Source organism: Streptomyces sp. NPDC056061, assembly GCF_042266885.1.
GTDB lineage: Bacteria > Actinomycetota > Actinomycetes > Streptomycetales > Streptomycetaceae > Streptomyces.
Genome location: NZ_JBHJWQ010000008.1, coordinates 136,379 through 149,635 on the forward strand (window position 1 = coordinate 136,379; position 13,257 = coordinate 149,635).

Annotated in this window: 8 protein-coding genes and 1 pseudogene; 7 read left to right on the top strand and 2 right to left on the bottom strand. The window is 68.9% G+C overall.

Annotated features, from left to right (window positions below):
- Positions 1 to 54: 54 nt before the first annotated feature.
- Positions 55 to 879 carry an oxidoreductase gene (locus tag ACFC79_RS14965; protein WP_376239858.1) on the bottom strand — a complete coding sequence of 275 codons (825 nt, stop codon included), beginning with the start codon at positions 877 to 879 and terminating at the stop codon, positions 55 to 57.
- A gap of 102 nt (positions 880 to 981) precedes the next feature.
- Here ACFC79_RS14965 and ACFC79_RS14970 point away from each other — a divergent pair, with 102 nt between their 5' ends.
- The gene (locus ACFC79_RS14970; protein WP_376239860.1) at positions 982 to 1,977 is read left to right on the top strand and encodes an ATP-binding protein; all 996 of its coding nucleotides are present in this window, start codon (positions 982 to 984) and stop codon (positions 1,975 to 1,977) included.
- Between the two features lie 252 nt (positions 1,978 to 2,229).
- Here the strand turns inward: ACFC79_RS14970 and ACFC79_RS14975 are convergent.
- Positions 2,230 to 3,150, bottom strand: a pseudogene (locus ACFC79_RS14975) (hypothetical protein); the annotation flags it as partial.
- Positions 3,151 to 3,502: 352 nt separating this feature from the next.
- On the opposite strand from ACFC79_RS14975, the gene ACFC79_RS14980 reads away from it, so the two are divergent.
- The 6 genes from ACFC79_RS14980 (at position 3,503) to ACFC79_RS15005 (ending at position 12,622) form a co-directional block, all read left to right on the top strand.
- Complete coding sequence (locus tag ACFC79_RS14980) at positions 3,503 to 6,526, top strand: SulP family inorganic anion transporter (RefSeq protein ID WP_376239863.1); 3,024 nt, start codon at positions 3,503 to 3,505, stop codon at positions 6,524 to 6,526.
- 278 nt (positions 6,527 to 6,804) lie between these two features.
- Positions 6,805 to 8,775, top strand: coding sequence for an acetate--CoA ligase (acs, locus tag ACFC79_RS14985; RefSeq protein ID WP_376239865.1), 1,971 nt, complete (start codon positions 6,805 to 6,807; stop codon positions 8,773 to 8,775).
- A gap of 300 nt (positions 8,776 to 9,075) precedes the next feature.
- A complete protein-coding gene (nhaA, locus tag ACFC79_RS14990) occupies positions 9,076 to 10,479 on the top strand; it encodes a Na+/H+ antiporter NhaA (protein WP_376239868.1) in 1,404 nt (467 codons plus the stop codon).
- 47 nt (positions 10,480 to 10,526) lie between these two features.
- On the top strand, positions 10,527 to 11,060 hold the full coding sequence (locus ACFC79_RS14995; RefSeq protein ID WP_376239871.1) for a phage holin family protein: 534 nt from the start codon (positions 10,527 to 10,529) through the stop codon (positions 11,058 to 11,060).
- A gap of 245 nt (positions 11,061 to 11,305) precedes the next feature.
- Complete coding sequence (locus ACFC79_RS15000) at positions 11,306 to 12,313, top strand: alpha/beta fold hydrolase (protein WP_376240183.1); 1,008 nt, start codon at positions 11,306 to 11,308, stop codon at positions 12,311 to 12,313.
- Positions 12,314 to 12,418: 105 nt separating this feature from the next.
- Complete coding sequence (locus ACFC79_RS15005; RefSeq protein ID WP_376239874.1) at positions 12,419 to 12,622, top strand: hypothetical protein; 204 nt, start codon at positions 12,419 to 12,421, stop codon at positions 12,620 to 12,622.
- Positions 12,623 to 13,257 lie beyond the last annotated feature (635 nt).

The window sequence follows — 13,257 nt, forward strand, 5'->3', positions numbered from 1 at the left end:
CATCGTCTCGGCCGGGTGCCCGACGATTCCGTCACCCCGGCCACACGCGCAACGTCACGCAGCGCCGCGCTGCAACGCTTCGCAGACCGCAGTGGACTCCCTGACGCCCAGTTCCACGGATCGCCCGCAATGCGAGATCCAGGACGCCATCCCGTCCGGCGTTCCCGACAGATATCCTTCGAACGCCGCAAGGTATGCCGCCCGCCCCTGCTCGGCATGCCCGACCTCGGCGGGGCAGATCGCCTTGGGGTCGAGCCCACTCCCGATCAACACGATCCGCTCCGCGGTCCGCGCGACAAGACCGTTGTACGAGCAGAAGGGGCGCAGGGCCAGGAGTTCGCCGTGCACCACCGCCGCCGTCACCAGTGCGGGTGCGGCAGTCCCGGCGAGGATCAGTCCGGAGAGCCCGTCCAACCGCCCGGCCACCTCGTCGGCGTCGGGCAGCGGCGCCTCGATCAGCGGCTCGTCAACGTGTTCACCCGCCAGGCGCGGACGGCCGACGGCGTCCTCGGGTTCCGCACCCCCAGCCGCGACGAGATGCAATCGGGCGAGCACCCGCACGGGTGACTGTCTCCAGATGGAGAGCAGTTGCCCCGCCTCGGCGGTGAGCCGCAGAGCCGCTCCGATCGCCCGCGCCCCGTCGTCACCACCGAAATCGGTACGGCGACGCACCTCCTCCAGACTCCAGTCGGCACCGGACAGCGCCGCCGAGCCACGAGCACCGCGCAGCGCCGCTTCCGCGGTGACCTCGTTACTGCGACGTCGCATGATGCGATGGCCGTAGACCCGGTCCACGGCCTTGCGCACGGAGTCCACCGCCTCGGCGACTCCCGGCAGAGTGCCCAGGGCTGCGAGCGGATCGGAGGCAGTCGTACTCATAAGTAGCGAGGCTACGCGCCCGCTCCGCCAATACCACCCAGGAGTGGCGTTCTTCACGAAGAGCGAAAGCGGAAAGCAATCATGGCGCTACCCTAGGTGAACATGAAGATCGCTTTCGTGGGCAAGGGCGGCAGCGGCAAGACCACGCTGTCCTCGCTCTTCATCCGTCACCTCGCAGCCAATGAAGCCCATGTCGTCGCGGTGGACGCCGACATCAACCAGCATCTCGGCGCTGCACTCGGCCTCGACGACCGGGAGGCCGCGGCCCTGCCGGCCATGGGGGCCCAACTTCCCCTGATCAAGGACTATCTGCGCGGGAGCAACCCCCGCATCGCCTCCGCCGAGACAATGATCAAGACGACCCCGCCCGGCGAGGGATCACGGCTGCTGCGGGTCCGTGAGAACAATCCCGTCTACGACACCTGCGCCCGCACGATCGACCTCGACGACGGGCAGATCCGGTTGATGGCCACCGGGCCGTTCACCGAATCGGACCTTGGAGTGGCCTGCTACCACTCCAAGGTCGGCGCGGTCGAGCTCTGCCTCAACCATCTCGTCGACGGGCCCGAGGACTACGTCGTCGTTGACATGACGGCCGGATCCGACTCGTTCGCTTCGGGGATGTTCACTCGTTTCGACATGACGTTCCTGGTTGCCGAGCCGACCCGCAAGGGCGTCTCGGTCTATCGGCAGTACAAGGAGTACGCCCGGGACTACGGGGTCGCGCTGAAGGTCGTCGGCAACAAGGTGCAGGGCAAGGACGACATCGACTTCCTGCGCGCCGAAGTGGGTGATGACCTGTTGGTCAGCGTCGGTCACTCCGATTGGGTACGGGCGATGGAGAAGGGCCGGCCGGACCGCTTCGAGCAGTTGGAGGCGGACAACCGGATGGCCCTGCAGGCGTTGCAGAACGCCGCGGACGACTCGTACGGGCAGCGCGACTGGGAGCGCTACACCCGACAGATGGTGCACTTCCATCTGAAGAACGCGGAGAGTTGGGGCAACGAGAAGACGGGCGCAGATCTGGCAGCTCAGGTCGACCCCGCCTTCGTGCTGGATGAACGGTATGCGCGGGACGGTGCAGTGCAGCCCGCCTGACCGAGCAGCGCCCGGGTCGGGAAGAGGTCGAAGAGGCCACGGAAGGCGGCCGCTCCGATGCGCCCGCTGCCCGGGCCAGGTGCGGGGATCGGGGCGGAGTCACGTTCTCGGGCGTCGGCCCGGACGGCGGGTTGCGCAGCCGATGCCCGGTGCGTGGTCACCAGGCCACGCACCGGGCATCGCCACCGACCGCGGTCAGCGGTGCGCTCCGCGCCCCTCCCCGGGGGCCTCCCCGTTTACCGCCCAATCCGTCCCTGCCGTCGTACCGGACTGGTTGAACATGAAGTTGTAGTCCATCGAGAGCGTCTCGAATCCGCGCCCCGGCACCGGGACAAGCTGCATCGAGAGGTTCCAGACACCGCCCTTCTTCTTCGGCCGGACCTGACGGCCGCCCCCACTGGACTCATAGCGGAAGCCCATCGTGCGCGCCGCGGCCACCATGTTCTTCCTCCCCTCCGGGCACGGGGTGCGGCCACCGACGAGCTCCCTCTCGTAGTCGAAGGGGAGCGGCATCTCGTCCTTGAGGGCGGGGTCGTTGGTCTTCCAGTTCTTCACGAATGACTTGGCCTGGTCGATCTCGCTCTTCCACTGGTCGACGGTCCAGGTACCGACGCCACCGTCCGAACCGCAGAAGTGGCCGTTGAAGTGGGTACCGATCTCGCTGCCGTCCGCCCAGGCCCCTCGTATCTGGGCGATGGTGTTGCGGATGCCCTCGGTGTCGTTGAATCCGATGTCGGAGCTGCCGATGCCGTGCTGCGGTGGGTCGTAGAGCTTCCGTTTGCTCTCCGGGAGCATGTACACGCCGCTGAGGAAATACATCATGTTCGCGTGGTACCTCCTGCCCACCTCGCAGAGATACGAGAACAGTTTCTGACCGTCCTCACCGGCGCCGTCCCATGAGAACACCACGAATTACGGCGGCTTCCGGCCCGCGACCAGGGGCTTGACGGCAGACCGCCTCGGCTGACCGCCGGTGAAGGCGGTGGCCCCATCCCCGATGAGGCGGAACACGCTTCTGGGCGCCGTTCCCGGGGCGCGCTTCTTCGCTGCGGCCCCGGGCTGCTCGGCGCGGGGTCCGGCCACACCGCCCCTGTCGTGCGACCGGGCCGAGCAACCGATCAGCCCCGCAACCAGCGCAATGGTCACGCAGCACAGGCCCGACCGCCCGGCCATGCCCCTCGCCCCGGTTCCTCCCTCCACGCCTCTGCTCCTCCACGCACGGCCTGTCGTGGCAGCCGGCATTCGTCCTGCCTCTCTCGCGGTTGTTTTGCGCAAAATATGACGCTTTAGCCCGAGAGAATCCGCACGCATACGCACCGAGACGGGCACAGCCGTCTACCTAGAAAGCAGCCCATTCACCTGGATGAGTGAATGAATAGGTCATTTATCCCCAAGCATGGACACAGATATTTACTCCCCATTACGATCTGTTTACTAAGAGTTGGGAAATCCCGCCGCCGCATGCCGTGATTCACGGCCGCTTCCCTCACGTTCGCGCCCACGCCTTCCGGAGGAGACGGGAAACATGTCTGCCTGCGTGCCCACACGTCACAGCCGCTCGTCCCGCAGTTCGCGCCCGCCTCGCGCCTCGGGGGTCAAGCGGCCTCACAGCCCGCCGCGGCGACCATCGTTGCCAGGCGGTCCTCGGCTCCGCGTCACGGGCGCCGATCTCTCGGCATCGATCACGGTGTTCCTGCTCGCCGTCCCGATGTCGCTCGGCCTGGCCGTCGCCATGGACGCGCCACTGACAGCCGGGCTCCTCTCCGCCGCGATCGGCGGCATCGTCGCCGGGATGCTCGGCGGCACCCCGCTCCAGGTCAGTGGCCCGTCCGCCGGACTGACCGTGGTCACGGCCGAGTTGATTCAGATCCATGGCTGGCGCACCACCTGCGCCATCACCATCGGCGCCGGACTGCTGCAGATCCTGCTGGGCTCACTGCGCGCGGCGCGCAGTGCTCTCGCGGTCAGCCCCGCCATCGTGCACGGAACACTCGCCGGCATCGGTGTGGCCATCGCCCTCGCCCAGCTCCACATCGTGCTCGGCGGTTCGCCCGAGAGCTCCGCGGTATCCAACTTCCTGGCATTGCCGGATCAGTTGGGAAAGGTGACCCCTTCCGCGCCGCTGATCGGCGCCCTGACCATCGCCGTCCTGATCTTGTGGTCACGGATTCCCGGCCGCATCGGCCTGGCGGTACGACGTGTTCCGGCCGCCCTTGTCGCGGTGGCGACCACAACGGCAGTAGCCGCGGTCACGGCGCCCGAGATCGCCCGCGTCGATTTGCCGTCCTGGCGTTCGCACGCGCTGCCGGAGCTGCCTCATGGACCGGTCCTCGCACTCGCCACCGCCGTGTTCACAGTGATGCTGGTGGCCAGTCTCGAGTCGCTGCTCGCCGCGGTCGCCGTGGACAAGCTGAGCGCCGACCGCGTCGGCGCACGAGCCGCCGCCGGGAACGGTGCCGGAACCACGGCAGTGACCCCGCCCACGCCTGCGGCGGACGCCACCCCGGGCCGGGACCCGTTTTCCGATCCGGCCACGGCGTCTTCTCCGACCGCACACGTCGAGGCGGGCCACGACCGCCCCTCCCCCGGGGCCTCTTTGGCCTCCTCGGACTCACCAGGCCCGTCGGACATGCCGGACACGTCGGGGGTATCGGCGTTGCCGACCGTGTCCTCCCAAACCGCCGGACCGGCGGAGCCGACCTCACAGCCTCTACCCGTCCCGCGTGTCGGGCGTTCCGACCTCGACCGCGAGTTGCGTGCGCAAGGCATTGCCAACACCCTGTCCGGACTGGTGGGAGGCCTGGCGGTGTCCGGCGGAGCGGTGCGGAGTTCGGCGAATGTCCGGGCGGGGGCGACCGGCCGGGCCTCCACCGTGCTGCACGGCGTCTGGGTGATCGTCGCCGCCGCCCTGCTGGTCACCGTCCTGGAACAAATTCCCTTGGCCGCGCTCGCCGCGCTGGTCATGACGGTCGGTATCCAAATGGTGAGTTTCGCCCACATCCGCAACGTCCACAAACACCGGGAGGTCCTAGTGTACGGAGCGACGATCAGCGGTGTGATCCTTCTCGGCGTTCTTGAGGGAGTGGCGATCGGCATCGCCGTGGCAGTGGTCGTCGCCCTCCACCGCCTGGCCCGTACCAGGATCAGTGTCACCGATCAGGACGGGCAGCATCTGGTTGTCGTACGGGGCCAGTTGACGTTTCTCGCAGTGCCCCGGCTCAGCCGGACCCTCGGCCGACTGCCGCAGGACGGGCATGTGGTCGTCGAGCTCGACGGCTTCTTCATGGACCACGCGGCCTACGAGACGATCCGGGACTGGAGCGTCGCCCAGACCGCCCACGGCGGTCGGGTCGTCTTCACCGGCAGGTCGGGGGGACGGATCGCGGAGCCCGCCTCAGCGGCGCACTCCTGCTGTCACCCCTGGACCCCGTGGCGCAATCATCAGTGCCACGATCCGTCCGACCAGCCGTTCGACCCCCGCCACGGCCTCAGCACCACCTTCAACGGCGCCCGCGCCGACGTCAACCACTCCCCCGCCTCCAGCCCTGGCCCCACCGGCCCTGCCCTTTCCCTCCGCACGGGTTCCGGCAACGTATGCGGCCCTGCCCCTTCCCTCAACCCGGGTTCCGGCCCCGACCTCGCCTCCGGCCCCGGAGTCCGTCCCACCGGCTCGAACGCCACCGTCCCCGACCTCACCGGTTCCGGACCGAACGCCATGGCCGCGCCAGGAAACGACGCCCCCTCCGCAGCCACGACCCCCTCGTTCGCCGCCGCCCGGCGCCCGGCGAGAACCGGGCAACTGCTCAGTGGACTCAGCTCGTTCCAGCGCGACACCGCCCCGCTGGTGCGCGAGGAGCTGGCCCGGTTGGCCAGAGAGGGCCAGCGGCCCTCCCAGCTCTTCATCACCTGCGCCGATTCGCGTCTGGTCACCAGCATGATCACGGCGAGCGGACCGGGTGACCTGTTCACCGTTCGGAACATCGGCAATCTGGTGCCGCCGCCGAACGCCGAGCCGGCGGACAACTCGGTGGGGGCCGCCATCGAATACGCGGTGAACGTGCTGGGGGTGGAGTCCATCACCATTTGCGGGCACTCCGGCTGTGGTGCAATGCACGCACTGCTCGAAGGCCGCCCCGCCCCGGGAACCCCGCAGACCGCCCTCTGGCGCTGGCTGAGACACGGGCTGCCGAGCCTGGAGCGCATGGGCTCCCGCCACCACTCATGGGCCCGGATCTCCGGCCGACTGCCGGTGGACGCCGTGGAACAGCTCTGCCTCACCAACGTCATCCAGCAGCTGGAACATCTACGAGCCCACGAAACAGTCGCGCGGCGGCTTACCGAAGGCACACTCCACGTGCACGGAATGTACTTTCACGTGGGCGAAGCGCAGGCATATCTGCTGTCCGACGGCGCCAGTACCGGCCTGGCCCTCGACGAGGTCTTCGAGCGGGTGGGCCCCGGCGACCGCGACACCCCCGAACCCGGTGCCTCACCGAGCACGACGAGTACCCTTTCCGACCCGGGCGAGCGACAGCCCGCCGACATCTGAACTGGAAACCCACCAGCATCTGAACCGGGCGGGCCGCAGGCCCGTGGAAATTCCGTAGGACCCCGTGGCTCCGACTCCCGCGCCACCACCCGTACCGCCCCGAATCATGTCGCACCGTGTCACTCCGCACCGTGCTGCACGGCCCGGCGCAGCATGTGGGAGGCGGAGCCCGTGTCTCCATACACCGAAACACAGGTCTAAACCAATTCCCGGCAGACTCTTGTCACCCGGCCCCTGGCCTGATGAGCTATGCGCGGGACACAACGGACACCCTGGGAATGGGAGATGTCGTGAGCAACGAAAGCCTGGCCAATCTGCTTCGTGAGGAGCGGCGGTTCGCACCGCCTGCCGATCTGGCAGCGAACGCCAACGTCAAGGCGGAGGCGTACGAGCAGGCCGAGGCTGACCGGCTGGGCTTCTGGGCCGAGCAGGCCCGCCGCCTGACCTGGGCCACGGAACCGACCGAAACGCTCGACTGGAGCAACCCGCCCTTCGCGAAGTGGTTCGCGGACGGCAGGCTCAACGTCGCGTACAACTGCGTGGACCGTCATGTCGAGGCCGGCCACGGCGACCGGGTCGCCATCCATTTCGAGGGCGAGCCGGGCGACAGCCGCGCCATCACCTACGCCGACCTGAAGGACGAGGTCTCCCGGGCCGCGAACGCACTCGTCGAGCTCGGTGTCAACAAGGGCGACCGGGTCGCCGTCTACCTCCCGATGATTCCCGAGGCCGCCATCGCGATGCTGGCCTGCGCCCGCATCGGCGCCGCGCACTCGGTGGTCTTCGGCGGTTTCTCCGCCGACGCCATCGCCGCCCGCATCCAGGACGCGGACGCCAAGGTCGTCATCACCGCCGACGGCGGCTACCGACGCGGCAAGCCGTCCGCGCTCAAGCCCGCCGTGGACGAAGCGGTCTCCCGCATCGACGGGGTCGAGCACGTGCTCGTGGTCCGGCGCACCGGCCAGGACACCGCGTGGACCGAGGGCCGCGACGTCTGGTGGCACGAGATCACCGGTCGGCAGTCCGCCGAGCACACCCCCGAGGCGTTCGAGGCGGAGCAGCCGCTCTTCATCCTCTACACCTCGGGTACGACGGGTAAGCCCAAGGGCATCCTGCACACCTCCGGCGGCTACCTCACCCAGGCGGCGTACACCCACCACGCGGTCTTCGACCTCAAGCCGGAGACCGACGTCTTCTGGTGCACCGCCGACATCGGCTGGGTGACCGGGCACTCGTACATCGTCTACGGCCCGCTGGCCAACGGTGCGACGCAGGTCATGTACGAGGGCACGCCCGACAGCCCGCACCAGGGGCGCTTCTGGGAGATCGTGCAGAAGTACGGCGTCACGATCCTCTACACCGCGCCGACCGCGATCCGTACGTTCATGAAGTGGGGTGACGACATCCCCGCCAAGTTCGACCTGAGCAGTCTCCGGGTCCTCGGATCGGTCGGTGAGCCGATCAACCCCGAGGCGTGGATGTGGTACCGCAAGCACATCGGCGCCGACACGTGCCCGATCGTGGACACCTGGTGGCAGACCGAGACCGGCGCGATGATGATCTCGCCGCTGCCCGGTGTCACGGAGACCAAGCCGGGGAGCGCCCAGCGCGCCCTGCCCGGCATCTCCGCCACGGTGGTCGACGACGAGGCCAACGAGGTGCCGAACGGCGGGGGCGGTTACCTCGTCCTGACCGAGCCGTGGCCGTCGATGCTCCGCACCATCTGGGGCGACGACCAGCGCTTCATCGACACCTACTGGTCGCGTTTCGAAGGCAAGTACTTCGCCGGCGACGGTGCGAAGAAGGACGAGGACGGCGACGTCTGGCTGCTCGGCCGGGTCGACGACGTGATGCTCGTGTCCGGGCACAACATCTCGACCACCGAGGTCGAGTCGGCGCTCGTGTCGCACCCGTCGGTCGCCGAGGCCGCCGTGGTCGGCGCCGCCGACGAGACGACCGGCCAGGCCATCGTCGCGTTCGTGATACTGCGTGGGTCGGCAAGTACCTCCGACGAGCTCGTCGCGGAGCTGCGCAACCATGTCGGCGCCACGCTCGGTCCGATCGCCAAGCCGAAGCGGATCCTTCCGGTCGCCGAGCTGCCGAAGACCCGCTCCGGCAAGATCATGCGGCGTCTGCTGCGTGACGTCGCCGAGAACCGCGAGCTCGGCGACGTGACGACGCTCACCGACTCCTCGGTGATGGACCTCATCCAGACCCAGCTGCCGTCCTCCTCGTCCTCCGAGGACTGAGCCCGTCTCCTTCGAGGACCGGGCGCGTCGCTCCGCCCAGGGTGCCCCGGCCTCCGGGGTCGGAGCGCCGAGGGCCGAGCGAACGCACCGAGGGGCATGCGGCGATCCCTAGAAACCGCCCGCGCCGTATGTCCCTCGGGCTCATCGGGTGATGATCACCGGATTGAACCGGGCACACCCGGGGTACAGTGGCAGGCGCGTCAAGAAAACAACAAAGCTCCACCGGGTGTGCCGGGAAGTCTGGTCGGCAAGTGCATCAGCCATGCCATCGTCGCCGCACCGACCCGGAGGTCCCCGCCCGTGGACGCGCCCACCCCCACGTCCCCGTCCCGCCGCACGTTCCTGGGACGGCTGTCCCTCCCCGAGCGGAACTACCTCGCGGAAGCCCTGCGCACCGAAACCGTCGGCGGAGTCATTCTGCTGGTCGCCGCGATAGCGGCCCTGGTGTGGGCAAACACTTTCGGCGCCAGTTACGACGCCGTAAGCGATCTCCACTTCGGCCCCGGCTCCCTGGGGCTCAACCTCTCGGTCGAGCACTGGGCGGCGGACGGGCTCCTCGCGATCTTCTTCTTCGTCGCGGGCGTCGAACTCAAACGGGAACTCGTCGCGGGCGAACTCCGCGACCCCAAGGCCGCGGCCCTCCCGGTCATCGCCGCGCTGTGCGGAATGGCGGTTCCCGCCGTCGTCTACACACTGGTGGCCGTGACCGGTGGCGGCTCCACCGACGGCTGGGCCGTACCCACCGCCACCGACATCGCTTTCGCGCTCGCCGTCCTCGCGGTCATCGGCACCTCGCTGCCGAACGCACTGCGCGCGTTCCTGCTGACACTCGCCGTCGTCGACGACCTCTTCGCCATCCTGATCATCGCGGTCTTCTTCACGGAGAAGATCAACTTCATCGCGCTGATCGGCGCCTTCGTCGGCCTCGCCGTGTTCTACCTGCTGCTGCGCCTCAAGGTGCGCGGCTGGTACGTGTACGTCCCGCTTGCCGTGGTCATCTGGGGCCTGATGTACAACAGCGGCATTCACGCCACCATCGCTGGTGTCGCCATGGGCCTGATGCTGCGCTGCACGCGCCGGGACGGTGAGACGCAGTCCCCCGGCGAGCACATCGAGCACCTGATCCGTCCCCTCTCGGCCGGTGTCGCGGTGCCGGTGTTCGCCCTCTTCTCCGCCGGCGTGTCGCTCTCCGGCGGGGCACTGGCACACGTCTTCGCCCGGCCCGAGACGCTCGGCGTCGTCCTGGGTCTCGTCGTCGGCAAGACGGTCGGCATCTTCGGCGGTGCCTGGCTGGCCACCCGTTTCACCAAGGCGGAGCTGAACAAGGAACTGGCCTGGGCGGATGTCTTCGCGGTCGCCTCTCTCGCCGGAATCGGTTTCACCGTCTCGCTGCTCATCGGCGAACTTGCCTTCGTCGGTGACAAGGACTCGGTCAACGAGATCAAGGCGGCCGTACTGATCGGCTCCCTGACAGCCGCCCTGCTCTCCGGGGTGCTGCTCAAGCTCCGGGTACGCAAGTACCGGATGCTGCACGATGCGGAGGAGCTCGACGAGGACGAGGACGGCGTGCCCGACGTCTACGAGCACGGCGATCCGGCGTACCACCTTCGGATGGCCGCGATCCACGAAAAGAAGGCGGCCGAACACCGCCATCTTGCCCAACTGGCGGGGGCAGCGAGCAGCAAGCCGGACAGTCCGGCATGATCTGACACCAGATGTGTTGAGCAGGAGAGCAGAAGAGGGAGTCAGGGATGAGCGACCCCGGCAACAACGCGGGCAGCGCCGACCGCAGTCTCGGGCAGCTGGTCGCCGCGGCGACGGCCGAGATGTCCGCACTGGTGCACGACGAGATCGCCCTGGCCAAGGCCGAGGTGCGCCAGGACGTCAAGCGCGGCGTCACCGGCAGCGTGGTGATCATCGTCGCGGGTGTGCTGTTCCTGTTCGCGATCCCGGTGCTGAGCTTCGCGGCAGCGTACGGAATCCATAACCTGGGACTCGGGCTGGCCTGGTCGTTCCTGATCGTGGGCGGCGCCTTCATCCTCCTCGGAGTGCTGCTCGCACTGTTCGCCATCGCCAAGTTCAAGAAGGTGAAGCCGCCGGAGAAGTCCATTGCCTCGGCCAAGCAGACGGCGGCCGTGCTGCAGGGCGTCAAGCCGCACCCGCGCCCGGCCGTCACGGCGGGGACGGGTCGTCCGGACGCCGCAGGCAGCACGCTGGCAGCCAGAGCGCCGGAACAGTCTCCGGTGCAGGACGAGGCGTCGGCTGTGGCACGCTCGTCGACATGACGGTCTCCGATTCCAGCGCATCCGACCCGCTAAGTCCGAATGACCCGGCGAGCCGAGCGGGCAGGGAAGGTCCTGGCGGTCGGGCGGCTCGGGGGGCAGGTCAGGTGGGGCCTGACGGCCGGGATCCCCAGGACGGTCCTGTGGGCTCGGACGGTTCCGCAGATCCCTCGGCCCCTCCGGCCCCGTCCGGAGCATCCGACTCCTCCGTGTCGCTCGGCTCGCCTCACCCGTCCGGCTCCCCGTCCCTGCCCACCGCATCCGGCTCGCACGGTTCAGGCGTCCCGTCCGGCTCGGCCGGTGCGGGTGCCGCGCCCGGCGCAAGCGGCACGGGCGGTGCGGGCGGGCCTGTACGCCTGGACGGGCCATGGACGCACCGGGACGTGGCCGCCAATGGTGCCCGCTTCCACATCGCCGAGCTCGGCGAAGGGCCGCTCGTACTGCTGCTGCACGGCTTCCCGCAGTTCTGGTGGACCTGGCGCCATCAGCTCACCGCGCTGGCCGATGCCGGATTCCGCGCCGTGGCGATGGATCTGCGAGGCGTCGGCGGCAGCGACCGTACGCCCAGGGGGTACGACCCGGCCAACCTGGCGCTCGACGTCACCGGCGTCATCCGCTCGCTCGGTGAACCCGACGCCGCCCTGGTCGGTCATGACCTGGGCGGCTACCTCGCCTGGACAGCCGCCGTGATGCGGCCGAAGCTGGTGCGGCGTCTCGTGGTCTCCTCCATGCCGCACCCCCGCCGCTGGCGTTCCTCGATGCTCTCCGACTTCGCGCAGACCCGGGCGGGCTCCTACGTGTGGGGCTTCCAGCGCCCGTGGGTACCGGAGCGTCAGCTCGTCGCCGACGACGCGGCGTTGGTGGGCCGACTGATCCATGACTGGGCGGGCCCCCGGACCCCGGGCTTCCCCGACGACACCACAATCAATACCTACCGGCGGGCGATGTGCATCCCGTCGACCGCGCACTGTTCGATCGAGCCCTACCGCTGGATGGTGCGCTCCCTCGCCCGTCCGGACGGAATCCAGTTCAACCGCCGGATGAAACTTCCGGTGCGCGTCCCCACCCTGCACCTGCATGGTTCGCTCGATCCGGCCGTCCGCACACGGAGCGCGGCGGGGTCGGGCGAGTATGTCGAAGCGCCGTACCGTTGGCGACTTTTCGACGGTCTGGGGCACTTCCCGCACGAGGAGGATCCGGTCGGCTTCTCGGCCGAACTCATCAGCTGGCTCAAGGATCCCGAGCCCGACCGGTAGTCCGCGGGCTCGGCGGTCCGGCAAACAGCCAATTGCCCGACGCATAGGCCAATTGGCTGACGGATGGGCGGTTACCGACCATGAGGCACGGGCAGACGTCGAGGTATGGGCTGGACGCACGACTTCGGTGACGCAGCACGCAACCGTCGCTCGACCGCCACGGCGGGTCCGAGCAAACACGAGGGGAGCGGCCCCCAGGGCCGGGTGCACGACATGCATGTTCTGCACGATCCCCAGCTGGGCATTCCGCGTATTCTGCGCCGCAGAGCCCGCTGGGTCTCGGCGCGCCTGCGCCACCCACGCGGATGACAACTGCCCCGTGCATCGGGGTAGTTCATCGATCGGACGAGTAGCCTGCGGCCCGTCGGCCTGGCCACGGACAGGGAACTTCGTGTCCGTGGGTCCCGGCTGAGACCTCTGCAGGGACTTCCCGGTGGCCGCGGACCGACGATGGCTGCCCAAGAGGCTGCGCCGTTCGGCGCCGTACGATCGCGCGGCGGCCAAGCACCCTCGCCACGGAGCACCCATGCTTGTGGTCATGACGACCTGGCGAGTGCGCGACGGCCGCGCGGCGGCGGACACCTGATCCACGGGTCGTGGTGGCGACGGATGAGGACAGGGTCGTCGTTCGCAGGGCGGAGCAACGGGTGAAGGGCGTCCCGGGACCGCCCGATGCGCACGGTCGCGCAGTGGGCGCAGTGGGCGCAGTGGGCGCACTGGCCGCAGTGGCCGCAGTGGCCGCAGTGGCCGCAGTGGCCGCAGTGGCCGCAGTGGCCGCAGTGGCCAGGGTCGCACCGTTGCGCAGTGCTGTGACGTTGCCCCTGCGCACGAGGTCGCGCGGCTCGACGAGAGGAGCACGTCCAGCCGTGCCGACGACCGGCGACACGAGCGAGGCGAGCGAGGCGACGAGGCGACGAGGCGACGAGGCGACGAGGCGACGACAG

Excerpts from the sequence above, each read along its gene's own strand:
- ACFC79_RS14965 (WP_376239858.1), bottom strand. The coding sequence starts at position 879 with ATGAGTACGACTGCCTCCGATCCGCTCGCAGCCCTGGGCACTCTGCCG.
- ACFC79_RS14970 (WP_376239860.1), top strand. The coding sequence starts at position 982 with ATGAAGATCGCTTTCGTGGGCAAGGGCGGCAGCGGCAAGACCACGCTG.
- ACFC79_RS14980 (WP_376239863.1), top strand. The coding sequence starts at position 3,503 with ATGTCTGCCTGCGTGCCCACACGTCACAGCCGCTCGTCCCGCAGTTCG.
- acs (WP_376239865.1), top strand. The coding sequence starts at position 6,805 with ATGGGAGATGTCGTGAGCAACGAAAGCCTGGCCAATCTGCTTCGTGAG.
- ACFC79_RS14995 (WP_376239871.1), top strand. The coding sequence starts at position 10,527 with ATGAGCGACCCCGGCAACAACGCGGGCAGCGCCGACCGCAGTCTCGGG.
- ACFC79_RS15005 (WP_376239874.1), top strand. The coding sequence starts at position 12,419 with ATGGGCTGGACGCACGACTTCGGTGACGCAGCACGCAACCGTCGCTCG.